Consider the following 26,285-nt stretch of genomic DNA (forward strand, 5'->3'; position numbering starts at 1 on the left):
ACAAAAGTTTCGTGAAAATCAGGGGGTTATGTTTTGATACGCTTACTATTTTTAATCATTATCGCAACAGTGGTTTTGGTGCTTGCCTATATTGGCTTTAAAACCATACCGCTGGCGCGCAAAATGACCGTAGCCGGAGGGGCGCTTGCTGCAGCTGCAGTCGCGCTGCTGATGCAATCCAGTTTTGCCTGGTATATGCCGGTGCTCGCACTGGTAGCGATTTCTCTTGTATCCAGCCTTGTTTATATGAAGCTGCTGGAAAAAGAAGAAAAAGAAAAAGAGCAGGAAGCCGAAGAGCGCAAAGCGCGCCGGCAGGAATTGATTTCTGCAGCACCGTCAACATCGTCAATCATCGAGGCAAAAAAGGCAGTAAAAGAACCGGAAACAATTAAAGAACGCGAAACGATTAAAGTGCCGGAAAAAGTAATCATGCCGGAAACGGTGAAAATGCCGGAACTGAAAAAAGAGCCGGAACCAGAGAGAGAACCGGAACTTGTCGGTGCAAAACCATTCGGCATGCAATCGATTAAACCAGTCGGGAAGGAAGATCAACGTGAACAATAAAGTTTTCGGAATTACCTTTGCAGCCATATTCGCATCAGCGCTGCTGTTTTTCGGCGTCGCCAACGCGGGAGCGATGGCAGTCGACACGTGGATTTTCCCGACAGAAGAATTCGGCGACAATACGTATATCGGGACAACAGATGTCTCCAATATGGAACACGAACAGGCAAAACAGCTTTTTGTCGGCCAGGCAGATACTTGGCGCGCTACAGCGGAACTTTTGGTGACTTACCAAGATGCAACAGCCGCTTATCCACTTGATAACGCGGAAATTCTGCTGGATGAAACGGTTGGACAAGCCCAAACCGGTACGCAAAATACTTTCGTCTTCCAATTGTCACGGGAGACGACCCAGACTTTCTTGAAGCAGCAATTCCCAGTGGCTTCTTTCTCGGACACGGATGTGGAGAACATCACATCCAAATTAGAAACAGCTTTGGCGGCTGGCCAGACACAGACGCGTGTAACCATCAGTGACGATACACTGGAAGTCGCGCGTGATGTAGTGTCTGAAGCAGAGATTTCGCATAGCTTGAAAGGCGGCGATGCCATGGCGGTCGTCAATGCATTGAACGGCATTGAGTTTGCGCCGGGCAGTCAGTTTTCATTCCTGGACTTTATAAGCGGGCTTGAACTCGCCAATGTAACGGATTCCGAACTCACGCAAATTGCTTCATCTATTTATGCGGCAATCCTGCAGACGAACTTCTCCGTAGAAGAACGCAGCATTGGAACGGCTGCACCAACGGCTGTTCCACTTGGCCGGGAAGCGGCGATCAACCGTCCGCTAGGCATCGATTTTGTTTTTACCAATACCAATAACAGCACATTCCTTTTAAACCTTTCGATGGAAAGCGATAAACTGACGGCTATGATCAGCGGCTATCCTTTCATCTATGAATACGAAACGATGACAAGCGGCGAAGAAAAAGTAGAGCCGCGTTTAGTGAAGCAATACAGCGCATTTGTAACTTCAGGCGTAGCGGTTGAAGAAGAAGGCCGTGACGGTATACGTATCAACGTACTCCGTTCGATCAGAGCAAACGGGGAAGAGCTGGAGCTTGATCCGGTTTCCACTGATTTCTACCCGCCGGTCCACCGGATTGAAATTTATCCATTGACGAAAACAGAGGCAGCTCCTGCCGCTGGCGCTGCGACACCACTTCCAGGACAGCCAGGATTCATCGATGCGAACGGTGACGGTGTCCATGATGGACCTGCGGCAACAACACCGCTTCCAGGACAGCCTGGATTCATCGATGCAAACGGAGATGGCGTTCATGATACACCGGTGACAACAACACCGCTTCCGGGGCAACCCGGATTTACCGATGCGAATGGTGATGGAATACATGACACACCGGCAGCAACTCCTGCAGCGCCGCTGCCAGGACAGCCAGGATATATTGATGAAAATGACGACGGCGTCCACGACGAGCCGGTAGCGGATTCAGAAACAGATACAACGCAGGATGACCCAACAAATCCTGCTGAAGAACCGGTGTATGACAAGGGCGGAAATTTGATCAATCCTTAACGAGTTTTGAGGGGGAAAAGATTTGGCAAGAGCAACACGAAAAAGACTAGGTGATATTTTAATAGAATTAGGTCTTCTTACAGAAGAAGACCTTCAAGGCACGTTGGATGCTAAGACGTCGGATCAAAAATTGGGGGACGCATTGGTTCAGCGCGGCCTGATCACGGAGCAGCAATTGATCGAAACGCTTGAAGTGCAGCTCGGCATTCCGCACGTCACGCTGTTCCGGTATCCATTTGATCCGAAACTGTTCAACGTCGTGCCGAAGGAATTCGCGAAACGGAAATCGCTGGTACCGCTGAGAGCGGAAGGCGACCGGCTGTTTATCGCGATGACCGATCCGACGGATTTCATCACGATCGATGACTTGCGGCTGACAACAGGATTCCAGATCGAACCGGCAATCGCTTCCAGAGAAGATATCTTGAAAACAATCGCCAAATATTACGAAGAAGAATCATACGACGACATGCTGGAAGAAATGCCGCAGGACACATCGCAGGAAGAAGACCTGGATGACATTGACGGACCGATTGTCCGCCTCGTCAACCAGATTCTCTCGAACGCTGTATCACTGAAAGCAAGTGACGTGCATTTTGATCCTCAGGAAAACCGCATTCTGGTGCGCTACCGCATTGACGGCACATTGCGCACGGAAAAGATTCTGCCGAAAACGATGCAGCAAATGGTGACTGCGCGTATTAAAATCCTGGCGAATCTTGACATCACGGAAAACCGGGTTCCACAGGACGGGCGGATTAAGACAACCGTTGACTTGCGTGCCATTGATCTGCGGGTATCGTCGCTGCCGACCGTATTCGGTGAGAAAATCGTTATGCGGATATTGGACCTTGGCGCAAACTTGACCGATATCGACAAACTGGGCTTTAACGAAACGAACATGAAGCGGTTTCTCCGTGAAATCGACAAGCCGAACGGCATCATTCTGATTTCCGGTCCGACCGGTTCCGGCAAATCATCAACGCTATACGCAGCACTCAATAAACTGAACAGTGAAGAAGTCAACATCATCACGGTAGAAGACCCCGTTGAGTATCAATTGGAAGGCATCAATCAAATCCAAGTGAATTCAAATGTCGGCTTGACGTTCGCCGTGGGGCTGCGTTCGATTTTACGTCAGGATCCTGACATCGTCATGGTAGGGGAAATCCGTGACAAAGAAACAGCTGATATTTCAATCCGCGCTTCATTGACCGGCCATTTGGTACTCAGCACGATCCACACGAATGACTCTATTGCGTCCATCACACGATTGATGGATATGGGGATCGAACCGTTTCTGGTGACGGCTTCACTCAATGCCGTGGTGGCGCAGCGATTAATCCGCAGGGTTTGCCGGGACTGCCGAGAAGCACAGCCGGCTACGGTCCGGGAACAAGAGATATTCGCAAAACGCGGGCTGGCGATCGATGTCGTAGCGCGCGGCAAAGGCTGTCCGCGCTGCAATATGTCCGGCTACCGGGGCCGAATGGCGATCCACGAAGTGCTGGTTGTCGACGAAGACATCAAAACGATTATCAACCGCGGCGGCACAGCAGCGGAAATCCGAGAAGTCGCCGTTAAAAACAAGACGATTTTCCTGATTGACGACGGCTTATTAAAAGTGAAGGAGGGTCTGACAACGACAGAAGAAGTGCTGCGCGTTGCCATGACAGATTAACCTATGAATACAACATTAAATTTTATCGATACCGTCTTAACTGCAGCCATCGATATGAAAGTTTCCGATATCCATATGACGACCGGCATTCCTCCGGTATTCCGGATGCACGGAACATTAAAACAATACGGCGATGAAAAATTGATGCCGGAAGTTACAAAAGAAATTGCCCGCGTTTTGATGCCGGAATCGTTATGGGATACATTCCTGGAAAAAGGCGAGATGGATTATTCCTACTCCATTCCTGGAGTGGCCCGTTTCCGTGTCAACTCATTCCACCAGCGCGGATCCATTTCACATGCATTCCGTTCCATTCCGTCAAAGATACCGACTATCGATGACTTGAATATGCCGGATACATTGAAAAAATTGGCTGATACCCATCAAGGCTTGATACTGGTGACCGGGCCGACCGGTTCAGGCAAGTCGACAACGCTTGCAGCGATGATCCGCCACATGAACGAACACTTGACAAAGCACATCATCACGCTGGAAGATCCGATTGAATATATGCATAAGCACGGTACATCGGTCATCGACCAGCGGGAAGTCGGCTTTGACACGAATTCGTTCGCAAACGGGCTTCGTGCGGCACTTCGCCAAGATCCTGATGTGATCCTGGTCGGTGAGATGCGGGACTTGGAGACGATCACGACCGCGATCACTGCAGCTGAAACAGGCCACTTGGTTTTGGGAACGCTCCATACGTCGAGCGCCGCTTCAACCGTAGAACGGATCATCGACGTATTTCCGCCGGAACAGCATGCCCAAATCCGGACACAACTCGGTGGAATTTTGAAAGCTGTTATTTCACAGCGCTTGTTGCCAACGGCCGACGGCAAAGGCCGGATTGCCGCCACTGAAATTCTGATTAACAACCCGGCAATTGCCAACTTAATCCGCACGTCGAAAGTGCATCAAATTCCGAACATTATTTTGACCAACCGGGCTGCGGGCATGCATATGATGACAACTTCTGTCCAGGAGTTGTTGAAAAAAGGCATCATTACACGCCAAATTGCATCAGCATTCATGGTAGGTGAAGACTAATATGGCCCGTTTCAAATATGAAGGGCGAGACCGCAAGAAAATTAGGTCGGGCATCATTATGGCCGATAGCCGACGGGCTGCAGTTGAAAAACTGCGGGATGAAGGCGTGCGCGTCATCGATATCCGTGAAATCCCGGCTACGGCTCTTCAAAAAGACATCTCATTCGGTAATCCGGTAAAACGGGATCAATTCATCATGTTCCTGCGCCAGTTTTCGACGTTGATGCGCGCAGGGGTGACTATCGTAGATGCGGTGAAAATCCTGTCCCAGCAAGTCGAATCCAAAGCGCTGCGTAAAACTTTAAGCGAAGTGGACGATGAACTGCGAAAAGGGAATTCATTGTCCCATTCTTTCGCAAAGTACCCAAAAATCTTTGAACCGCTGACCATCAACTTGATCCGTGCCGGAGAACTGTCGGGAACCATCGATGATTCGCTCGACCGTTTGGCGACGCATTACGATAAGGCTTATCAGACAAGACAAAAAGTGATTTCCGCGATGTCATATCCCGTAGTTGTAGGCATTATTGCAATCGGAGTTGTGATTTTCCTGCTGTCTTCAATCGTCCCGATGTTCGCTGAGATGTTTGAAGGGATGGGCGGGGAACTGCCAATGCTTACGCAAGTGGTGATGGGCGCCAGTGATTTTGTCAAAGGTTACTGGTATATTCTCGTTTTAGTAGCCCTTCTTTTCTTTGGAATCATTTGGCTCATGAAGCGAAGTGAAAAAGGCCGGTTCATACTGGATACGATTGTATTAAAAATCCCACTGTTTGGCCAAATGCTGAAAAAATCAGCATTGGCACGCCTTACTCGTACATTGAGTTCGTTGTTTTCCAGTTCAGTGCCGATTCTGCAGGCAATGACCATGACGGAGAAAGTGGTCGGCAATGCGGTGATGTCAAAAGTCATCCTGGCATCCCGGGATTCACTCGAGCGCGGAGGTTCTCTGACAGAACCGATGAAGAACCATTGGGCGTTTCCGCCCCTTATCCCGCATATGATTGCAATCGGCGAACAGACCGGATCGCTGGACCATATGCTGGCGAAAGTGGCCGAATTCTACGAGCAAGAAGTGGAAGCGGAGACCGACCGATTGAAAGCGTTGATAGAACCCTTAATGATTGTTGTGCTCGCTGCATTAGTCGGGACTATAATACTATCCATTATGATGCCGATGTTTGAAATGTTCCAGAATGTAGACAAAATGTAGGGCTAAATATCAAAAATAAATGAAAATAATTCTAAAAAAATTGAAAAATGCTATTGTATAATCTGCGACTATTGTTATAATTAAGATGTACTCAAGGTAGTACTTAATTTACAAATTATAGGGGGAAAACACAATGAAGAAATATCTTCAGAAGAAGTTGAAAAATGAAAAAGGTATGACGTTGATCGAGCTTTTGGCAGTTATCGTTATTATCGCTATTATCGCAGCGATTGCTATTCCGGCAATTGGAGGAATAATTGATAATTCACGTGTGGGTGCTATTAAATCTGATGCTACAAATGCACTTAGTGCTGCGGAGCTTTACAAATTAGATATCCCAGCAACGACTGGAAGTGTTACTGTGCAGCAACTTTTAGATGCAAAATATCTTGATTCTGCTGGTAAATTACCACCTGCAGCGGTTATTACTTTTGGAACATCTAGTGCTTTAAATACTATTAAAACAGCAACTCCGGCAATAGATGGAAAAATCGAAGTTACTTTTAATGAAGCAACTAAAAAACACATTGCGGACTATGCTAATAGTACGCGTGATAATACTACGGGAACAGTAGTTGCAACAAAGAAATAATTATAAATAGGAGCTGAAAAAATGGCCTTATCGTTTTTATCGAGAAAAGCGCGAGTCGCGACAATAACTATAGAAGAAGACGCGATTCGTCATGTCGATTTGAAATCCCATTCACCGCTTCAATTAAGCTGTGCGGAAGAGCTTGCTCTTCCCGCTGGCATCATTGAAGACGGGAAAATCATCGACACCGAAGCGCTGGAAGCGATACTCGATAAGGCTGTCAATCAGTGGGGTCTCTCTAAGAAGTCAGTCCGATTCCTCGCCCCTGACGAATTCGTTATTATCCGCAAAGTACCATACCCCGAAGATGTTGAAACCGATGAACTGAAAGGCCATTTCTTCATCGAAATCGGTTCAACGCTTTACTTGCCCTTCGAAGATCCCGTCTTTGATGTGGTGCCGTACCATACCGATACCGAAGAACCGGAAGTGATCATCATCGCTTCGAAAGAATCGGTCATCCAGGATTATGAAAATGCAATAGACAATGTGAAGTTAAAAGCGGTTGTAGCTGATATCACGCCGCTCGCTTTATACCGGCTGGCTTATCTGCAGCATGATTTCACGGAAGACGAGCATGTCATGCTGATCGATCTGCAGTCGAAGAAAATGACAATTTCCATTTTCCATGAGCATTTTCCTCTGTTTATGCGGCCGGTCGATCTGGAAGTGTCATCGACGATTTCTGAAGACCCTGCAGCGGTGATGGAAGTGATCGAAGAGGAATCCGAAAAGCTTGCCAATTTTTATAGCTATAATATGAACGGCGGCGAAGTCGGCATTACGAAAGTGATTTGTAACGGTGAATACAGCGATTGGGACGCGTTCCGGACACGTTTGGAAGAGCGTTTTTCTTTGCCTGTTTTGCCGGTTGTCATCGATGCCATCCCTTCCGACAATTCGGAAGCTGTACCCGGACGTTTTAACCGCGCCATCGGTCTTGCGCTGAAAGAGGTGTGATCCATGCTTGTCGATATTAACTTATTGCCGCAGAAAGAGCGGGACCGCCCCGCTTTTATCATTGCGGCGATTTCTATTTTATTGCTTGCTGTCATTCTTTGGGCAGTCTTTGCGTTTTTGGCGAATGCCAATGAAAACGAACAAACTGAACTGACAGCCCAAACAGCGCAAGTAGCAGCAGAACAAGCGGCTATCCGCGAGCAATTGGAAGCAAAGCAAGGCATGAATGAAGAACAGCAATTGAAAGTCACCGTCGACTGGGCGGAAAGCTATCAATTTGATACTTTGCCGCTTTTAAAGGACTTGGTATCCAAATTGCCGGCTCGCGGATTTTTCGATAGTTTCTCTTATGTGGGACTCGATCAAGCTGTCTTGACCGTGCAGTTCGATACCGCCCGTGAAGCTGCGTTTTATTTAGCTCAGTTAAAAACTTCTGAATTGCTTAAATCAGCTACTTTAGATTCTGTGACTCAAGAGGAGCTGGAAGCAGATGCAGCACCGACTACTGGTGAAACGGTTGTAGTGGTTGAAGAGGAAGATGTAGTAGTTGAAAATCCTCGTTACCTGGCAACTTACACTTTGTTGTTTGTTGATGACCGGATTCCGGCGGAAGTGGTTGAAGGCGAAGTGCCGGCAGAAGGTACTGCAGAACAGCCAGCTGCCGAAACGCCGCCTGCTGAGACTCCAGCAGATGCTCCAGCTACAGAAACCCCACCAGCTGAAACAACAGAAACACCAGCAACCGAACCGGCTGCGAAGGTTGATGTGGATGTAGAAGTGAACCAGGAAACACCTGCCACTCCAGAAGGAACGGAGGGGAATGGACAATGAGCAGTATGACGAAAAGCCAGAAAGAAAAAGGCCTGATCATTTTAGCGATTGTCTTTTTATTGGCACTTGGAGCTTATTCCTATTTTATGGTCTATGCACCGACGAAAGATGCACGCTTACAGGCTGAACAAACTTTAAGCTCTGAACGCGACGTCTTGATCTCACTTCAGACGCAATTGAAAGAATTGCCAGAAGGCGAGAAAATTAGCACCAGCGAACTGCAGCAGAAAGTCTCAATCGAACCTTTATCAGAACTGCTTGTTTTGCAGATTGAACAAGCAGAGCTGCTTTCAGAATCGCTTATAACGGATATCGGCATTGTGGAAGAGCCGGTAACATTGCCGGTGCCGGTCGAAGGCCTGGAAAATCTTCAGCAAGTCAAAACCACTGTCGCTTTTCAGACAGCAGATTATCATGGCATTACGACATTCATCAAAGAAATCGAAGCGATGGACCGCATCCTGGTCATTGACTCGATCGACTTTGGCGCCAATGATGAAGTGACGACTGTGGAAGCGGTAAAAGAACCGCTTGACGTCACGCTGAGCTTTTCCGCATATTTCCGTCCGGATCTGATCGCTTTAGCTGACACACTTCCGAAAGTCGATGCACCGCCGCCAGCCGGCAAGATGAATCCGTTGCCGCAAAACGACGGCACGGCTTTAGTTGAGGAAGAGGTAGCCATACCTGTCGAAGACGAGACGAACGTTGATGTAGACGTTGAAGTCAATGTCGGAGCCGACCAATCAGCAACTGACAGCCAGTAATGGATAAAACAGGCAAGGAGAAATCATTGTGATTTCTCCTTTTTTAATAAGGTGTATTCTAATTTCCTATTGTTAGTCTATTTTATGATATGGAGCCAAACAGCGGAGACGCCCGCGGCAAGCGCAGCTGTTTTGCGGAATATCAACACTGAAGTAACGTATGTATAAAAATTTAAAAGTGAAGAAGGGTTTCTATGTTTATCACCTATACAGCTTTCTTTTCAATATTTGGGCTCGTGTTCGGCTCGTTCTATAATGTCGTAGGATTGCGCGTGCCGAAAAACGAATCGATCGCTTTTCCGCCTTCCCATTGCACGAAATGCGACCGCCAGCTGACGGCGCTCGACTTGGTTCCGGTATTTTCTTATTTATTCTTGAGAGGGCGCTGCCGTTCATGCGGAGAAAAGATCCATTGGGTCTACCCGTTGATGGAAGCAATCACAGCCGCGTTATTTGCCATTTCGTTTTGGCAGCTGGGTTTTACGCCTGAACTGATTGTTGCGCTCATTTTCGTATCGCTTCTGGTCATCATCATGGTCTCGGATATCGCTTATATGCTGATTCCGGATAAGGTGCTTTTACCAGTCGGTATCGTTTTATTGGCATTGCGTTTGTTCATCCCGCTCGACCCGTGGTGGGATGCATTGCTCGGTGCTGCTATTGGATTCGGTATTTTATTATTGATTGCCATTGTTTCAAAAGGCGGCATGGGCGGCGGCGACATCAAACTGTTTTTCGTCATCGGTTTGGTGCTCGGGACGAGTGGCACGTTAATGACCTTGTTCTTTGCTTCGCTCATTGGAGCGATTGCTGGAATCATTCAGCTGCGCATCAACAACCAAGACCGCAAGACACCGGTGCCATTCGGTCCGTCGATTGCACTTGGCGCCGTCATCACTTATTTCTGGGGCGACACGTTATTGAACTGGTATATGAATTTCTGGGGATGAAGCTAATGGCTTCATCTTTTTTTGTTGATTAAAATTTCATGTCAGGCTTTACATACATCTGTAATTTCCTTTGACAAGTTTGATCAAGATACATATTCTTTTTGATTTGAAACAAAGTGGAAATAATTAAGAGTAGATTAAATTTTATTTACGATGTACAAACAGATAACCTATTGAATTAGCAGAAGGCGGCGACTCCAGCGGAAAAAGAGGTCCAGGCGAGACCCCGGAGAGCGAAGCTCGAGGAGGCTCGCGGGCCTCCCGCGGAAAGCGTCCGCCTGGAGCGAATTCGATTTTAAAGCACTTACCTTACAAACAATATTTCATTAAAATATTAATTTGAGCGGTGCAGCTAATCGCTTCTCGCAGAAAACCACCGCCAAATCTCATTTTTGATATGCGCATTTCCCGGCAAAAATAATTTTTGCGAATTTGCCTACAATTTTCATCTTTTCGGATTTTGGGTATGATGCTAAAAAAGGGAGGAATTTAGTTATGAAATTCAAAGCCACTCAGCCGGTCATCCTGGCTTCAGCATCACCGCGCAGAAAAGAATTATTGGAAGGCATCGGCATCGACTTTTCGATCATCCCGAGTTTGAAAGAAGAGCCGGACCCGTCGCAGTTCCAGACGGCGATGGGCTACGTCATTGAATGCGCGATGCAAAAAGCGAAAGACGTCGCGAAAACACATCCGGAAGCGGTCGTCATCGGTTCGGATACGGTCGTCGTACTGGACGGTGAGATTTTGCGCAAGCCGCAGAGCAAACAGCAAGCCCAGGAATATCTGCACCGGCTGTCAGGCCAGACGCACGACGTCATCACAGCGATCACGATCGTCAAAGGCAATAGCGAGCAGTCGTTCCATGAAATGACCCGTGTGACGTTCTACGACTTGCCTGAAGACTGGATCGAGGCTTATACCAGCACCGATGACCCGTACGACAAAGCGGGCGCATACGGCATCCAGACAATGTCCGGCTTATTCGTCAGAAAAATTGACGGCGATTACAATACGGTCGTCGGTTTGCCGATAGCGAGCTTGACACAAAAGCTGCTGCTGTCGGGTTATATTGCACTGGAAGGGAGCCGCGTCCATGCAGATTGAACAGGCATTGATGATCCGGGACGTCCATGCTGCTGACCGCCCGAGAGAGCGGCTGGTCAACCAAGGCGCGATGAGCTTATCGAACCAGGAGCTCATCGCGATTTTGCTGCGCACCGGCACGAAACAGGAATCGGTTTTGCATTTGGCGAACCGGGTCCTGACTTATTTTGAACAGATTCAGGGATTGAAAGACGCGACGATTGAAGAAATGATTTCCATCAAAGGCATCGGCCAGGCAAAAGCGGTGCAGCTCCTCGCGGCGGTTGAGCTTGGCCGGCGTCTGTCCTCGAAACAGACCGATACGAAATTCACCATCCGTTCCCCGAAAGATGCCGCTTCGTATTTGATGGCGGATATGACTTCACTCAAACAGGAACATTTCGTCGTATTGTTCCTCAATATCAAAAACCAGGTCATGCATAAACAGACCATATTTGTCGGCAGTTTGAACGCCAGCATCGTCCATCCGCGCGAAATTTTCCGGGAAGCGGTGAGGCGTTCTTCTGCGTCAATAGTTTGTGCCCATAATCACCCGTCCGGCAATCCGGCGCCTTCCCCTGAAGACATCGCTGTTACCAAGCGTTTGATGGAAGCGGGAAGCATCATCGGCATAGAGCTATTGGATCATATAATTATAGGCGACCATCAGTTCACTTCCTTGAACGAAAAGGGATTTATGTAGGACTGTTACTTTCTCTTCATTTCGGCTATAATGAAAGGTATTGTATTGACTCTATGGCACTTTGGCATATAAAGAAGGGAAGAATTTACGTGTTTGGAATTGGATCGAAAGATGTAGGGATAGATTTAGGTACGGCTAATACGCTGGTTTTCATTAAAGATAAAGGGATTGTTCTTCGTGAACCGTCTGTTGTTGTTAAGAACACCATTACGGGTGAGATCCTTGCAGTCGGGAACGAAGCACGCAAAATGATGGGCCGTACACCTGGGTCAATCGTCGCGATCCGTCCGATGAAAGACGGAGTGATCGCTGATTTCGATACGACTGCAGCGATGATCCAATATTATTTGCGGGAAGCGTTGAAATCGTCCGGCCGCAACTGGCAGAAACCGAACATCATGATTTGTGTGCCTTATGGCATCACTTCCGTGGAAAGCCGCGCTATCATTAATGCCGCTCGCCAGGCTGGAGCCCGCGAAGCTTATACTATTGAAGAGCCGTTTGCAGCTGCAATCGGCGCAAATCTGCCTGTTTGGGAACCTACCGGCAGTATGGTCGTCGATATTGGTGGCGGTACGACTGAAGTGGCCGTCATTTCACTTGGCGGAATTGTCTCTAGCCAGTCTGTCCGCGTTGCTGGGGATGCATTTGATATTGCGGTTACCCAGCATATCCGCAAAACATATAACGTTATGATCGGTGAACGGACAGCAGAAGCGATTAAAATGGAAATTGGTTCTGCCAGCACTGTAACAGAAGAAGAGAAAAATGCTAAAATGGAAATCCGTGGACGTGATATGCTTACTGGGCTGCCGAAAACGATTGAAATCACTGCAGCAGAAATCTCTGAAGCGCTGAAAGAAGCGATCGAATCGATTATGGTCGCCATCAGATCCACGCTTGAAAAGACGCCGCCTGAACTGTCAGCGGATGTCATGGAGCGCGGAATTGTGTTGACAGGTGGCGGAGCTTTGCTTAAGAACCTGGACAAAGTGATTGCGGATGAAACGGGTCTGCCAGTGATCATCGCAGAAAATCCATTGGACTGCGTAGCGATCGGAACTGGTAAAGCTTTAGATAATATAGAACAGGTTCGACGCCAGCAATCACATAAATAAGGAGGATTGCCGTAATGTTCCATTTTTTTACAAACAAGCGGCTTATTTTGCTGCTGTTGGGCGTCATCCTGCTTGTTGCTTTAATTTCTTTTTCTCTCCGGGACCGCGATAATGTGTCGCTGCCGGAGCAAATCATCAAGGATGGCGTCGGAGCCGGCCAAATGGTCTTTTCCGGACCCGCTCATTTCGTCACTGGGATTTTTGACAGCATAGATTCTCTTTTAAATACATATGAAGAAAATAAGTATTTGAAATCGCGTTTAGAAGAGTTTGCAAGCGTGCAAGCGGAAGCGACCAATCTGCGTTCTGAGAACGACGAACTGAAAGCACTTGTCGGCAAAGAAGAAGATTTGCGCAGCTACAACCCGATCCATGCCACCGTCATTGCCCGCAATCCGGATCAATGGGAAGAGAAAATCATCATCAATGAAGGATCGACGAACGGGGTCAAGGAAAATATGGCCGTTATGACTGCTCAAGGCCTTATCGGCAAAGTGGTCTTGACTACGCCGTTCACTTCCACTGTTGAATTGATTTCGACCCAGAATCCGAATTACCGGGTATCGGCCATGGTAATCGGCGGCAAAAAAGATGTTTTCGGCTTGATCGAAGGCTATGACGTGGAACGCCGCGAATTGCTGCTGAAACGGATTGATGCAGATATCGACTTGAAAGTAGGCCAGCAAGTCATTTCAAGCGGACTCGGCGGCATTTTCCCGAAAGGCATCGTCATCGGGGAAATTACGGAAATCGCCATTGATGAATTCGGTTTGACGAAGCTGGTGTATGTTAAACCGGCGGCTGATTTTTCGCTGCTGAATCATGTCGTGATTGCGGATCGGGTTTTACCGGAAGTAGACGGGGAAGATAATGGAGAAGTCGGAGATGAGGAATCATGATGAGATTTCTGATTCCGTTGATCGGGCTTTTCCTGTTTTACTTGGAACCGGTATTCGGCTTGTTTTCGCCATTACAGATCGGCGGGGAATATTATTATGTCGTCCCCCGTTTTCTGATTATGTTTTTGATTTTTGTGTCGGTTTATTTCGACACAAAACACGCAATGTTTTACGGATTATTTTTCGGCCTCTTGTATGATGTCTTTTTCATCGATATAATTGGTCTATATTCTTTTTTGTATCCGGCGATTTGTGTGCTGGCTGGATACATCGTGAAAAACCTGCAACGGAATTTATACATCACGACGATGGTGACCTTGGTATTGACTGCTGCATTTGAATTTATCCTGTATCAGTTTTTCTCCTTGATCTCGTTGACGTCGATTCCGATAGGCACATTTTTCGATACACGGCTGATGCCGACGATGATTGCAAACTCGATGTTCTTGGTCATTCTCGGCTGGGCATTCAGATCAATGATTGTCGGCCGGTTTGAAGCACGGCGGAAAAATCCGAGTTTATCACGCTTTAACGGATAGCTATTTAAAAGCGGTAAAACTTGGTGGTTCAAGTTTTAATTTATTATAATGGAAGCGCAGGTGACACATTTTTGAAGAATCTTGTCTATATCAAAGGGACGAAACAGGGGCTTGTGCTGCAGCTCGACGACCAGTGTTCTTACACCGATCTGCTAAAAGAGCTGCAGGCAAAGGTGTCGGACCCTGCGCTTGAAGGCAGTGCAGAAGTACAGATTAACCTTGGCAACCGGTATTGCACGGAAGCCCAGATCAAAGAAATTACCAACATCACGCAAAAAGATACGGAGTTGCGCGTCATTAGTGTGAAAAGCGATGTGATTACGGTTGAAGAAAGCAATCGCCGTATTCTGGAGCGCCAGTCCGAAACGTATGTCGGCATCGTACGCTCTGGCCAAATCGTCAGAGCGGAAGGCGACCTCGTCGTTGTCGGGGACGTCAATCCGAACGGCCGCGTCGTCGCCGGCGGCAATATTTATGTGCTGGGCCGTTTGAAAGGCATCGCGCATGCAGGGGCGAACGGCAACCGGGAGGCGGTCATTGCCGCTTCATGGCTCGAAGCAACGCATTTGCAGATCGATGACGAATTGGAAATTATGACAGATGAGTTGACAGTGTTATCGGAACAGCCGGAAATGGAATGTGCTTATTTACATAAAAATGGCAGCATCATTATCGACCGTTTGCAGGAATTGCGATTCTTGCGGCCTGAAATTTCAACGTTTAAAGGAGGAAGCTAATGTGGGAGAAGCAATAGTGATTACATCAGGTAAGGGAGGCGTCGGAAAGACGACGACAACCGCCAATCTCGGCACTGCATTGGCTCTTCAAGGGAAAAAGGTATGCTTGATCGATACGGATATAGGTTTACGGAATTTAGATGTTATTCTTGGGCTCGAAAACCGGATCATTTACGATTTGGTGGACGTCCTCGATGGCCGCTGCAAAGTGCATCAAGCGCTTGTTAAAGATAAACGTTTTGATGATATGCTGTATTTGCTGCCTGCTGCGCAGACGACAGATAAAAACGCGATCAATCCGGAACAGATGAAGGAACTCGTCACTGAACTGAAAAAAGAGTACGATTTCGTCATCATCGACTGCCCGGCTGGTATCGAGCAAGGCTATAAAAACGCCGTTGCTGGTGCGGACAAAGCAATTGTCGTAACCACTCCTGAAATTTCAGCAGTGCGCGACGCCGACCGCATCATCGGCCTTTTGGAACTTGAAGAAGGAATCGAACCGCCAAAATTGATCATCAACCGTATTCGCCAGCATTTGATGAATGCCGGCGATTCAATGGATATCAATGAAATCACGACGCATCTTTCCATCGACTTGCTGGGAATCGTAGCCGATGACGAAACGGTCATCTCAAGCTCGAACCGCGGCGAGCCGGTTGTGATGGATCCGACCAACCGTGCCGCTCTTGGCTACCGCAACATTGCCCGCCGGATTCTGGGTGAATCCGTGCCGCTGATGACGATGGATAAAAAGAACCAAGGCGTTTTTTCAAAAATCAAAGCGATTTTCGCGAAATCCTGATAGCTTGGCCCCCGCAGAGATGCGGGGGTTTTTGTATGGGGAAATTCTATGATCACTTGGGGCAGTTCTATGAGCAATATTTGGGAGTCTATGATCACTCGGGGAAGTTCTAAGAGCGTTCGAAGCGGTTCTATGATCACTCAGGAGAGTTCTAAGAGCATTCACGACGGTTCTATGATCATTCACCAAAAATCCCGACAATAAACGGGTTTTATTACACTGGTTATAAAATCTTGATCCAGGGTAATTAACAATTAGTAGAAATAAGTTGCAGCGGATCGAAGTTTTCTTTATTCCATTCCTGCAAATATCCGAATAACTGTTGACGCAGCACTGAGCATATGGTATTATTCTAATGTTATGTTTGTAGCGCACCTGTGCTACAACCGCTCGAATCAGGTCATGTAAGAATCTGCAGCAATGCGATCACCTGAATAGGCGAGTCTTAGTCTAAGAGGAGGTGCAAGGATATGTACGCAATTATTGAAACTGGTGGTAAACAAATCAAAGTTGAAGCGGGCCAAGAGATCTACGTTGAGAAATTGAACGGAGAAGCTGGTGACGTCATCACATTTGACAAAGTTTTATTCGTAGGTGGAGAAGACGCTAAAGTGGGTGTTCCTTTTGTTGAAGGAGCTACTGTTACAGCTAAAGTTGAAAAACACGGCAAACAGAAAAAAATCACGGTCTTCAAATACAAAGCGAAAAAGAACTACCATAAAAAACAAGGTCATCGTCAGCCATACACGAAATTGACTGTCGACGCGATCAACCTGTAAGAAATGATACGAGTAAACGTAAAAGAAACGTCTAACCGCATTTTGTCTTTCGAAATGTCGGGTCATGCGGATTTTGCTGAACACGGGCAAGACCTCGTATGTGCTGGAGCATCCGCTGTCTCATTTGGAGCGGTGAATGCCATTATGGAGCTGACGAAAATTGAACCCCAAATCCAGCAGGAAAGCAGCGGCTTTTTGAAAGTCGTGTTTCCCGAAGGCCTTGATGAGAAAACAGAAGAGCAAGTTCAATTGCTCGTGCGTGCCATGATCGTTTCCTTAAAAACGATTGAACATGATTACGGAAAATATATCAAAATAACCTTCACAGCTTAGGAGGTGGAACAGAATGTTAAGATTAGATCTTCAGTTTTTTGCATCCAAAAAAGGTGTAGGTTCAACGAGAAACGGACGTGACTCAGAATCTAAACGCCTTGGCGCAAAACGTGCAGACGGCCAACTCGTTTCTGGCGGCTCAATTTTATACCGTCAACGCGGTACTAAAATTTACCCTGGCGAAAACGTAGGACGCGGTGGAGACGATACACTTTTTGCAAAAGTTGACGGAATCGTACGTTTCGAACGTTACGGACGCGACAGAAAAAAAGTGAGCGTATACCCTGTAGCACAAGAAGCTTAATACAAAACGAAAAGGGCTGCGCTTGCAGCCCTTTTTCTTTTTCGAGAAATTCCAAAGAAATATTGGTATACTGGGATAAAGAGAAACTGCAATCACCGGGCACTATCCGGTGATGGCTAGTTGATCCAATCGGGCTTTTATGGACAGTAGAACTCCGCTTGAAAAGCGGAGGTCGAACTGACCGTTAAAGCGGGGTAAAGAGAAACTGTCATCACCGGGCACTATCCGGTGGTGGCTAGTTGATCCAATCGGGCTTTTATGGACAGTAGAACTCCGCTGAAAAGCGGAGATCGAACTGACCGTTAAAGCGGGGGCAAAGAAGCTGACACGGGACGTGACTTATGAAAGAAATGACAACGGTGGCACAATCGCTGCGGCATGCGCGCCATGACTTCTTGAATGAATTGCAGTTGATCAATATGTATTTGGATCTTGGTCGGCAGGAAGAGGCTCAAGCGATTATTCGCTCGCATGCCGAAGCGGCTGTGCATCTCAGCCGGCTTGCCGGTTTGAAGATGCCCTTGACAGAGGAATGGCTGCTGCTCGCAAAATGGCAGCATCCGGAGTTTCATTTTCATGTGGAATGTTTGGCACACCGGGCGCCGGTGGAACTGGATGCAGCTTTTACCCGTCTGCTAGAGCTTTTTGTGGCGACGGCGCTGCCGCAAATGGACCCGTATGCGGAGCATGAATGCTGCGTCAGGTTAGCGAATGAGGAAGAGTCATTGATGATGGAAATAACATTGAACGGAAATTGGACGGAGATTGAGTTTCCGGAAGTTTCAGGGTTATATGCAGTAAAAGAGTGCGATTCGGACAGTATGAAACTGACTGTACGCGCACAGATGGAGGGATAATTATGTTTGTCGATCACGTAAAAGTTTATGTTAGAGGTGGCGACGGCGGGGACGGAATGGTTGCGTTCCGCCGCGAAAAATATGTACCAGATGGCGGTCCTGCAGGGGGGGACGGCGGTAAAGGTGGCGATGTCGTATTTGTCGTTGAAGAAGGCTTGCGCACATTAATGGATTTCCGCTACAAACGGATTTTCAAAGCTGACCGTGGAACACACGGAATGAGCAAAAATCAGCACGGAGCGAAAGCAACCGATACATTCATCAAAGTTCCACCTGGCACAGTCGTAAAAGATGCCGAAACAGGCGAAACAATTGCCGATTTGGTGGAACATGGCCAAACTGCAGTCATCGCACGCGGTGGCCGTGGAGGGCGCGGGAACTCCCGTTTTGCCACTCCTCAAAACCCGGCTCCGGAATTATCGGAAAAAGGAGAGCCAGGATTTGAACGCAATGTCATTATGGAACTGAAAGTATTGGCGGATGCCGGTTTAGTCGGATTCCCGAGTGTCGGAAAGTCGACTCTTTTATCAGTCGTTTCCGCTGCCAAACCGAAAATTGCAGAATACCATTTCACAACAATCGTACCGAATCTCGGCATGGTTGAAACAGACGATCAGCGCAGTTTCGTTATGGCGGATTTACCTGGATTGATTGAAGGCGCGCACCAAGGTATCGGGCTTGGCCATCAATTCCTGCGCCATATTGAACGCACACGAGTCATTATCCATGTCATCGATATGTCTGCCATGGAAGGTCGCGATCCGTATGAGGATTATGTAACCATCAACGAAGAATTGAAGCAATACAATATGCGCTTGACTGAACGCCCGCAATTGATTGTAGCCAATAAAATGGACATGCCGGATGCGGAAGAAAACTTGAAAGAATTCCGCAAGAAATTGCCGGAAGACGCACGCATTTTCCCGATTTCTGCATTAAGCCGCCAAGGCTTGTCAAATCTATTATTCGCGATTGCGGATTTGTTGGAAGTAACTGCAGAGTTCCCATTGATCGACGAAGTGGACGAAGAATCAGAAAATACAGTTCTTTACAAACACGAATCGGATGCCGATGGATTCGACATCACACGCGATCCGGACGGTTCGTTTGTATTGAGTGGCTATGCGATTGAACGTTTGTTCAAAATGACCGATTTCTCACGGGAAGATTCGATTCGCCGATTTGCCCGCCAAATGCGCGGCATGGGCATTGATGACGCTTTGCGCGAACGCGGAGCGGAAAACGGAGACACGGTCCGTTTGCTTGAGTTTGAATTCGAATTTATGGACTAATAGGGAGTTGAACCCCTGTTAGCCTTAGTTTCACTTTATCTGGAGGGCTGATGAATGAAGGATATATCGGAACAACGGTTTTATTTGGTGCGGGAGGACGTTTTGACCGAGGCCATGGTGAAGACGCTTGAAGTCAAACGGCTTCTGCAGCGCGACCGCATGTCGATTTTGGATGCGGTCAATAAGACCGGTCTGTCACGATCTGCGTTTTATAAATATCGAGATGCGGTATTCCCATTCCATTCAATCGTCAGAGAGCGGATTCTGACGGTATTCCTGCAATTGGAAGACCGCTCAGGCACGCTCGCGACACTTCTTCAAACGGTTGCTGAAGCCCGCTGTAATATTTTGACCATCCATCAGACGATTCCGATCCAAGGCCGTGCCAATGTGACATTGTCTTTGGACGTAACGGCGATGGAAATGGATTTGGATGCTTTTCTGCAACAGTTGAAAAAACTCGATTTTGTCGAGTCAGCTGAAGTTGTATCAAGTGGATCATCATAAATAGAGGAGTGGTTGGATGGCTGGACAAACTGCTAATAACCGTATTTCATATTTGGGACCGGAAGCATCGTTTACTCATTTGGCGGCGCTCCGGGTATTCCCGGAAGGCAAACAAGTTCCGTTCGCAACAATCCCGGAATGCATAGAAGCAGTGGCGGAAGGCAGCGTTGATTACGCTGTCGTGCCACTGGAAAATGCATTGGAAGGGTCTGTCTCGCTGACGGTGGATTATCTGTTCCATGAAGCGCAATTATACGTCACGGCTGAAGTGCTTTCGCCGATTGGGCAGCATTTTCTGGTGCATCCGGAAAATGCCGATGCCGATTCATTTGAAGCGATTTATTCGCATCCGCAAGCTTTGGCACAGAGCCATAAATTTTTATATTATACATATAAAAACACACCGCTTGAGCAATACAGCTCAACATCAGCGGCGGCGAAGATGGTATCTGAACTGCCGGAGCGCCCGATTGCGGCCATTGGCAATGAATTTTCGGCGCAGAAATATGGTTTGACGATTCTGCATCGGGACATCCATGATTTCCATTTCAACCACACACGCTTTTTTGTGCTGTCGAAAACCGATCATAAATTGGAAGTGGCGAATCACGAAGGCCAAGTCAAAACGACTTTGATGATTTCGCCGCCGAAAGACGACCGGTCAGGTGTGCTTCATCAAGTGCTGTCTGTGTTTGCATGGCGACAGCTGAACTTAAGCAAAATCGAATCGCGTCCACTGAAAACCGGACTCGGCAATTATTTCTTCATCATCGACGTTTTGGAAGATGAAAGCGCCACAATGATGCGCGGTGCGTTCGAAGAGCTGGCCGCCATCGGCTGTGAAGTGAAGACGCTGGGCTCGTATTTTACGTACCGAAGCGAGTAAAGAGATTCCGCAGCATGCGAGCTGCGGAATTTTTTGTCTGGACGAGTGTCGAAAAATGGTGAACGCAAATAAACAGTCGCTGAACGCAAATAAATTCGCATGAGCGCAAATAAATCTGAACGAACGCAAATAAAAGTTTTTACAGAAACTAAGTATAGAAAGTCCGCTTTTCGCCGGCGAAAAGCATGCATTCAAGGGTTTGAATTTAAATAACTTAACAGAGCAAAAGCCATTCGCGGCGAATGGCTTTCTTTAAGAGCAATATGGAACTTTTCTCCAGCGAAAAGCTTAGTAATTAAAGAAAAAATCCCGAACGCGCATAAACACTCTAACCGAACAAAAACCCTGAAACCGCGATCCGGTTTCAGGGTTTTTTCACATATTCTACTCGTTGTCTTCCAGCAAAAAGCCGTTTTCCCGCATGGCGGCTATCGCGCTTTCCAGCATGGCGACGTTTGGCGCGGTAATTGTGTGCAGATGTGTGCCTTCGGTCAACTCGAGCAGAAAGCTCGCTCCGGTGTCGCGGACCCGCTGCATGAACGAGTCGACATCTTTTTCACTTGATACATGGATGCCGGCTGTCAGTTCGCCGTAAACCGGATGCTCGACCGATACGTCTTTGACGGTAACGCCTGCTGCAACGAGAATTTTTAATTCGCGTTCGGTTTCTTCCGGCTCATGGCGGCAGGCGATGCGGCGGCTGATTGTTTCGGTGCCACGCTCGCGGAGATACAGATAGCCTTGGCTCGTCGCGATGATCGGTTCATTGCGCGCTTTTAAGAGCGTCATGTCGCTGACGATCACTTGCCGCGACACGCCGGCAAAGGCCGCCAGTTCGCCGCCGGTCAATGGATCACTCGAGAATTTTAATTTTTCCAGAAGGATTTGCCGGCGTTGTTCGCCGTAGAGTTTTGTCATAATGGAATCCCAGCTTTCTTAAATGTTATTTCTATTTTAACATGCCTATTTTCCAAACGGGTTTATTTCGTATAAGGCGAACAAATATGCTATAATCAATAGGTTAAATTGAAGGGGCGACGTACATGTACGATTACATAAAAGGGGTTGTCACACGAGTGACGCCTGAATATCTAGTAGTGGAACAGCAAGGGATCGGCTGGCAGATTTTTGCGCCGAATCCATACTCATTCGGAACAGAGGAACTGCAAGTCTTTGTCCATTATCACGTAAGAGAAGACGCACATCTGCTGTTCGGTTTTCCGACACTTGAGCAGCGGGAATTGTTCCGCAAGCTCATCTCGGTATCCGGAATCGGGCCGAAAGGGGCTCTCGCGATCTTAGCAAGCGGGCAGCCGCAGCACGTCATTGAAGCGATTGAGCGGGAAGACGAGTCGTATCTCGTGAAATTCCCGGGCGTCGGCAAAAAGACGGCACGCCAGATGATTCTCGATTTGAAAGGCAAGCTGTCGGAGTTTTTCGGCGAACCGTTCGAAACCGACGTGGCGCATGGCTTGTTGGCGCATGATGATGTGGAGCTTGAAGAAGCGATGCTCGCGCTTGGCGCACTGGGCTATTCCGAACGTGAAATAGCGAAAGTGAAGCCGAAATTGAAAGATCTCGATTTGAATACGGAAGGCTATATGAAAAAAGCCTTGCAATTATTATTGAAACAAAACTGATGAAAAGGAGGCGAACGGCATGGAGGAACGGGTAATCGGAGGCGAGATTTCCGAATTTGACGAGCGCTTTGAGCAGTCGCTGCGGCCGCAATTTTTGGCACAGTACATCGGCCAGCAGAAAGTGAAGCATAATTTGGAAATCTTTATCGAAGCGGCAAAGATGCGCCAGGAGAGCTTGGACCATGTACTTTTGTACGGGCCTCCCGGACTCGGTAAAACGACATTGGCAACGGTGATCGCCAATGAAATGGAAGTCAATGTGAAAATGACGAGCGGACCGGCGATTGAGCGTCCGGGCGACTTGGCGGCTATTGTGTCGTCACTGGAGCCGGGGGATGTGTTGTTCATTGATGAAATCCACCGCTTGAACCGCTCGATTGAAGAAGTGCTGTATCCGGCGATGGAAGATTTCTCTTTGGATATCGTGGTCGGCAAAGGGCCGACTGCGCGTTCGGTGCGGCTCGATTTGCCGCCGTTTACATTGATCGGGGCGACGACGCGCGCTGGTGCGTTATCAGCGCCGCTGCGCGACCGCTTCGGCGTCCATGCGCGGCTCGATTATTACGACACTGAATCGCTGACGGAAATCGTGGTGCGCAGTTCAAAACTGTTTGAAGCGGAAATCGACCCGATTGCAGCTGTTGAAATCGCGCGCCGGTCCCGCGGGACTCCGCGTATTGCAAACCGCTTACTGAAGCGTGTCCGTGATTTTGCACAAGTGCGCGGCAACGGCACCATTACGGAAGACATTGCCAGCCAGGCACTTGAGATGCTGCAAGTCGATCCGCTCGGGCTTGACCATATTGACCATAAATTGATGACCGGCATGATGACGCGTTTCCGCGGCGGCCCTGTCGGACTGGATACCATTGCGGCAAGCATCGGTGAAGAGTCGACGACGATCGAAGACGTCTACGAACCGTATTTGCTGCAAATAGGCTTTATTCAGCGGACCCCTAGAGGCCGTGTCGTGACGCAGATGGCCTATGAGCATTTCAATATGGAAATGCCGGAATGATTCTAGATAAAGGAAGTTTTTAGACATGAACGTTAACGATTTTGATTTTCACTTACCGGAAGAATTGATTGCACAAACGCCGCTGCTTGACCGTACGTCGAGCCGGCTGCTTGTGATGAATAAAGAAACGGGCGATGTCACACACCGCCATTTCCGCGACATTAAAGACTACCTGCAGGCAGGGGATACACTCGTGTTGAACGATACACGCGTCTTGCCGGCGCGTTTGATGGGGGTCAAAGAAGAAACAGGCGCCCATATCGAATTGCTGCTATTGAAGCAGATCGAGGAAGACGTTTGGGAAACGCTGGTGAAACCCGCGAAAAAAGTCAAAGTCGGCACTGTGATTTCATTCGGCGACGGACTTTTGAAAGCGGAATGCACAGGGCTTCTTGACCACGGCGGACGCCATTTTAAAATGATTTATGACGGCATTTTTTACGAAATACTGGACCAACTGGGCGAAATGCCGTTGCCTCCATATATCCGTGAAAAGCTGGAAGACCAGGACCGCTACCAGACCGTTTTTGCCAAGGAGCGGGGCAGTGCGGCGGCTCCGACTGCCGGCCTTCATTTTACTGAAGAACTGCTGGAGGAAATCCGGGCAAAAGGCGTCAATATTGCGTTTATTACGCTGCATGTCGGCCTTGGCACGTTTCGTCCGGTATCGGTCGATTCCATCGACGACCATAAAATGCACGCGGAATTCTACCGCATTACGCAAGAAACGGCTGATTTGATCAACGCTACTAAAAAACAAGGCGGCCGTGTGATTTCTGTCGGCACCACTTCCACGCGGACACTTGAATCCGTGGCGGATAAATTTGGCGGCGAGCTGCAGGAAGACAGCGGCTGGACTGATATTTTCATTTTCCCGGGCTATGAATTCAAAGCCATTGACGGCTTGATCACCAATTTCCATTTGCCGAAATCGACATTGGTTATGCTAGTCAGTGCGCTGTCAAACCGAGATGCGATTTTGAACGCCTATAACGAAGCAGTGAATGAACGCTACCGTTTCTTCTCATTTGGAGATGCGATGTTCATTGAACCACAGAAAAAGGAGACTCACCAATGACTGAAGCAGTATGGTATGAACACATTAAAACTTGTAAACAAACCGGTGCGCGTTTAGGGATTGTCCATACGCCGCACGGTTCATTTGAAACACCTGCTTTTATGCCGGTCGGCACGCAGGCGACTGTTAAAACGATGTCACCGGAAGAACTGATATCGATGGAAGCCGGCATTATTTTGAGCAATACGTATCATTTATGGCTGCGTCCCGGCAATGACGTCATCCGGGAAGCTGGCGGCTTGCATAAATTCATGAACTGGGATCGTCCGATTTTGACGGATTCCGGCGGTTTCCAAGTGTTTTCACTGAGCGAATTCCGCAACATCAAAGAAGAAGGCGTCCATTTCCGCAACCACATGAACGGCGACAAATTATTCTTGAGCCCTGAAAAAGCGATGGAAATCCAAAATGATCTCGGTTCTGACATCATGATGGCGTTTGACGAATGCCCGCCTTACCCGGCGTCGCATGAATACATGAAGTCAAGCGTCGAACGCACGTCCCGCTGGGCAGAACGCTGCCTGGAAGCGCATGCGCGCAAAAACGACCAAGGCTTGTTCGGCATTATCCAAGGCGGCGAGTACGAAGACCTCCGCCAACAAAGCGCCCGGGATCTGGTTTCCCTTGATTTCCCTGGATACGCAATCGGCGGCTTGTCTGTCGGTGAACCGAAAGATGTCATGAACCGCGCATTGGAATTTACAACGCCGCTGCTGCCGGCAGATAAACCGCGTTATTTAATGGGCGTCGGTTCTCCGGATTCATTGATTGACGGAGCAATCCGCGGCATCGACATGTTCGACTGTGTGCTGCCGACCCGCATCGCGCGCAACGGCACGTTGATGACGAGCACCGGTCGTCTAAACATCAAAAACGCCGCTTTTAAACGTGATTTTGGTCCGATCGATGAAAAATGCGATTGCTATACATGCACAAATTATACGCGTGCATACGTCCATCACTTGATTCGTGCAGATGAAACGTTCGGAATCAGACTTACTAGTTATCATAATCTCCGTTTTCTGTTAAACTTAATGAGTCAGGTACGCCAAGCGATTCGTGAGGACCGCCTGGGAGATTTCCGCGAAGAATTTTTTGAAGCTTATGGTTTCAATAAGCCTAACGCTAAGAATTTCTAAAAGACAAAGAGACAGTGAAAGGGGGAATTTGAAAAATGGATACTTTGGTAGCATTATCACCTTTACTATTAATGTTCTTGTTAATGTGGTTTTTCATCATCCGTCCTGCACAGAAGCGTCAAAAAGCGACAGCTACAATGCAATCGGAATTACGCCGTGGAGACCGCGTAGTAACAATCGGAGGCCTTCATGGCCAAGTGGATGCTGTGGATGACACAACGATCTACCTGACTGTTGCTGATGGAACTCGTCTGCAGTTCGAACGCCAGGCAATTGCACGCGTAATCGATTCATCTAAAACAACTATCTAAAGAAAAGCTCGCCTTCGACTTTGAAGGCGATTTTTTTTGAATAAAAATGTCATTGAGTTCTAATGTCGATATTCCGCAAAACAGCTACGAAGACATTGGCCGCGGTTTG

30 protein-coding genes and 1 other annotated feature are annotated in these 26,285 nt (G+C 48.0%); of the genes, 29 read left to right on the plus strand and 1 reads right to left on the minus strand.

The features are described 5' to 3' along the window. Nucleotides 1-33: 33 nt before the first annotated feature. The 24 genes from QWY16_RS07810 (at nt 34) to pheA (ending at nt 20,990) form a co-directional block, all read left to right on the plus strand. Nucleotides 34-564, plus strand: coding sequence for a hypothetical protein (locus tag QWY16_RS07810; protein WP_300992436.1), 531 nt, complete (start codon nt 34-36; stop codon nt 562-564). Continuing rightward, entirely contained in the window at nt 554-2,101 is a 1,548-nt protein-coding gene (locus QWY16_RS07815; protein WP_300992438.1) for a VanW family protein, read from the plus strand. Before QWY16_RS07810 ends, QWY16_RS07815 begins: the two co-directional genes overlap by 11 nt. Nucleotides 2,102-2,123: 22 nt before the next feature. Then, a complete protein-coding gene (locus QWY16_RS07820) occupies nt 2,124-3,782 on the plus strand; it encodes a GspE/PulE family protein (protein ID WP_300992440.1) in 1,659 nt (552 codons plus the stop codon). A 3-nt stretch (nt 3,783-3,785) separates the two neighbouring features. Next, nucleotides 3,786-4,832, plus strand: a complete 1,047-nt coding sequence (locus QWY16_RS07825; RefSeq protein ID WP_300992442.1) for a type IV pilus twitching motility protein PilT — start codon at nt 3,786-3,788, stop codon at nt 4,830-4,832. 1 nt (nt 4,833) lies between these two features. Then, a complete protein-coding gene (locus QWY16_RS07830) occupies nt 4,834-6,045 on the plus strand; it encodes a type II secretion system F family protein (RefSeq protein WP_300992444.1) in 1,212 nt (403 codons plus the stop codon). A 133-nt stretch (nt 6,046-6,178) separates the two neighbouring features. Beyond that, nucleotides 6,179-6,637, plus strand: coding sequence for a prepilin-type N-terminal cleavage/methylation domain-containing protein (locus tag QWY16_RS07835; protein WP_300992446.1), 459 nt, complete (start codon nt 6,179-6,181; stop codon nt 6,635-6,637). Between the two features lie 21 nt (nt 6,638-6,658). Continuing rightward, nucleotides 6,659-7,597: a type IV pilus biogenesis protein PilM gene (gene pilM, locus QWY16_RS07840; RefSeq protein ID WP_300992448.1), complete on the plus strand. Its 939-nt coding sequence runs from the start codon at nt 6,659-6,661 to the stop codon at nt 7,595-7,597. Nucleotides 7,598-7,600: 3 nt separating this feature from the next. Continuing rightward, nucleotides 7,601-8,428 (plus strand): PilN domain-containing protein, encoded by an 828-nt coding sequence (locus QWY16_RS07845; RefSeq protein ID WP_300992450.1) that lies wholly within the window; start codon nt 7,601-7,603, stop codon nt 8,426-8,428. After that, a complete protein-coding gene (locus QWY16_RS07850) occupies nt 8,425-9,195 on the plus strand; it encodes a pilus assembly protein PilO (RefSeq protein ID WP_300992452.1) in 771 nt (256 codons plus the stop codon). Before QWY16_RS07845 ends, QWY16_RS07850 begins: the two co-directional genes overlap by 4 nt. 194 nt (nt 9,196-9,389) lie before the next feature. Beyond that, nucleotides 9,390-10,145: a prepilin peptidase gene (locus QWY16_RS07855; protein WP_300992454.1), complete on the plus strand. Its 756-nt coding sequence runs from the start codon at nt 9,390-9,392 to the stop codon at nt 10,143-10,145. Nucleotides 10,146-10,640: 495 nt separating this feature from the next. Next, nucleotides 10,641-11,252, plus strand: a complete 612-nt coding sequence (locus QWY16_RS07860; protein WP_300992456.1) for a Maf family protein — start codon at nt 10,641-10,643, stop codon at nt 11,250-11,252. Next, entirely contained in the window at nt 11,242-11,934 is a 693-nt protein-coding gene (gene radC, locus QWY16_RS07865; protein ID WP_300992458.1) for a RadC family protein, read from the plus strand. Before QWY16_RS07860 ends, radC begins: the two co-directional genes overlap by 11 nt. 89 nt (nt 11,935-12,023) lie before the next feature. Then, nucleotides 12,024-13,052, plus strand: a complete 1,029-nt coding sequence (locus QWY16_RS07870; protein WP_300992460.1) for a rod shape-determining protein — start codon at nt 12,024-12,026, stop codon at nt 13,050-13,052. Between the two features lie 14 nt (nt 13,053-13,066). Continuing rightward, complete coding sequence (mreC, locus tag QWY16_RS07875) at nt 13,067-13,951, plus strand: rod shape-determining protein MreC (protein WP_300992462.1); 885 nt, start codon at nt 13,067-13,069, stop codon at nt 13,949-13,951. Continuing rightward, a complete protein-coding gene (gene mreD, locus QWY16_RS07880) occupies nt 13,948-14,490 on the plus strand; it encodes a rod shape-determining protein MreD (RefSeq protein ID WP_300992464.1) in 543 nt (180 codons plus the stop codon). Before mreC ends, mreD begins: the two co-directional genes overlap by 4 nt. A gap of 71 nt (nt 14,491-14,561) precedes the next feature. Next, the gene (gene minC / locus QWY16_RS07885; protein ID WP_300992466.1) at nt 14,562-15,227 is read left to right on the plus strand and encodes a septum site-determining protein MinC; all 666 of its coding nucleotides are present in this window, start codon (nt 14,562-14,564) and stop codon (nt 15,225-15,227) included. Between the two features lies 1 nt (nt 15,228). Beyond that, a complete protein-coding gene (gene minD, locus QWY16_RS07890) occupies nt 15,229-16,032 on the plus strand; it encodes a septum site-determining protein MinD (protein ID WP_300992467.1) in 804 nt (267 codons plus the stop codon). Nucleotides 16,033-16,406: 374 nt separating this feature from the next. Continuing rightward, nucleotides 16,407-16,488: a sequence feature (ribosomal protein L21 leader region), on the plus strand. A 14-nt stretch (nt 16,489-16,502) separates the two neighbouring features. After that, nucleotides 16,503-16,811, plus strand: coding sequence for a 50S ribosomal protein L21 (gene rplU / locus QWY16_RS07895; protein WP_300992469.1), 309 nt, complete (start codon nt 16,503-16,505; stop codon nt 16,809-16,811). Nucleotides 16,812-16,814: 3 nt separating this feature from the next. Then, nucleotides 16,815-17,144, plus strand: a complete 330-nt coding sequence (locus tag QWY16_RS07900; RefSeq protein ID WP_300992471.1) for a ribosomal-processing cysteine protease Prp — start codon at nt 16,815-16,817, stop codon at nt 17,142-17,144. A gap of 13 nt (nt 17,145-17,157) precedes the next feature. Next, nucleotides 17,158-17,448, plus strand: coding sequence for a 50S ribosomal protein L27 (rpmA, locus tag QWY16_RS07905; RefSeq protein WP_204890370.1), 291 nt, complete (start codon nt 17,158-17,160; stop codon nt 17,446-17,448). Between the two features lie 341 nt (nt 17,449-17,789). Continuing rightward, nucleotides 17,790-18,305, plus strand: a complete 516-nt coding sequence (locus QWY16_RS07910; RefSeq protein ID WP_300992472.1) for a Spo0B domain-containing protein — start codon at nt 17,790-17,792, stop codon at nt 18,303-18,305. A 2-nt stretch (nt 18,306-18,307) separates the two neighbouring features. Next, nucleotides 18,308-19,597: a GTPase ObgE gene (gene obgE, locus QWY16_RS07915; RefSeq protein WP_300992473.1), complete on the plus strand. Its 1,290-nt coding sequence runs from the start codon at nt 18,308-18,310 to the stop codon at nt 19,595-19,597. 54 nt (nt 19,598-19,651) lie between these two features. Further along, nucleotides 19,652-20,104 (plus strand): ACT domain-containing protein, encoded by a 453-nt coding sequence (locus QWY16_RS07920; protein WP_300992474.1) that lies wholly within the window; start codon nt 19,652-19,654, stop codon nt 20,102-20,104. Nucleotides 20,105-20,120: 16 nt separating this feature from the next. Continuing rightward, nucleotides 20,121-20,990 carry a prephenate dehydratase gene (gene pheA / locus QWY16_RS07925; protein WP_300992475.1) on the plus strand — a complete coding sequence of 290 codons (870 nt, stop codon included), beginning with the start codon at nt 20,121-20,123 and terminating at the stop codon, nt 20,988-20,990. A 384-nt stretch (nt 20,991-21,374) separates the two neighbouring features. On the opposite strand, the gene QWY16_RS07930 is transcribed toward pheA, so the two are convergent. Next, nucleotides 21,375-21,908 (minus strand): transcription repressor NadR, encoded by a 534-nt coding sequence (locus QWY16_RS07930; protein WP_300992476.1) that lies wholly within the window; start codon nt 21,906-21,908, stop codon nt 21,375-21,377. Nucleotides 21,909-22,033: 125 nt separating this feature from the next. Between QWY16_RS07930 and ruvA the strand changes: the two genes are divergently transcribed. Genes ruvA through yajC form a run of 5 tightly spaced genes read left to right on the plus strand, consistent with a single transcriptional unit; the run spans nt 22,034 to nt 26,176 of the window. Then, on the plus strand, nt 22,034-22,630 hold the full coding sequence (gene ruvA, locus QWY16_RS07935) for a Holliday junction branch migration protein RuvA (RefSeq protein ID WP_300992477.1): 597 nt from the start codon (nt 22,034-22,036) through the stop codon (nt 22,628-22,630). Between the two features lie 19 nt (nt 22,631-22,649). After that, nucleotides 22,650-23,648 (plus strand): Holliday junction branch migration DNA helicase RuvB, encoded by a 999-nt coding sequence (gene ruvB / locus QWY16_RS07940; protein ID WP_300992480.1) that lies wholly within the window; start codon nt 22,650-22,652, stop codon nt 23,646-23,648. A 25-nt stretch (nt 23,649-23,673) separates the two neighbouring features. Next, entirely contained in the window at nt 23,674-24,726 is a 1,053-nt protein-coding gene (queA, locus tag QWY16_RS07945) for a tRNA preQ1(34) S-adenosylmethionine ribosyltransferase-isomerase QueA (RefSeq protein ID WP_300992482.1), read from the plus strand. Continuing rightward, nucleotides 24,723-25,865 (plus strand): tRNA guanosine(34) transglycosylase Tgt, encoded by a 1,143-nt coding sequence (gene tgt / locus QWY16_RS07950; RefSeq protein ID WP_300992484.1) that lies wholly within the window; start codon nt 24,723-24,725, stop codon nt 25,863-25,865. The genes queA and tgt overlap by 4 nt, the downstream gene beginning before the upstream one ends. Nucleotides 25,866-25,900: 35 nt before the next feature. After that, nucleotides 25,901-26,176, plus strand: a complete 276-nt coding sequence (gene yajC / locus QWY16_RS07955) for a preprotein translocase subunit YajC (RefSeq protein WP_300992487.1) — start codon at nt 25,901-25,903, stop codon at nt 26,174-26,176. The last annotated feature ends 109 nt before the right edge of the window (nt 26,177-26,285 follow it).

The organism is Planococcus shenhongbingii (assembly GCF_030413635.1).
Taxonomy (GTDB): domain Bacteria; phylum Bacillota; class Bacilli; order Bacillales_A; family Planococcaceae; genus Planococcus; species Planococcus shenhongbingii.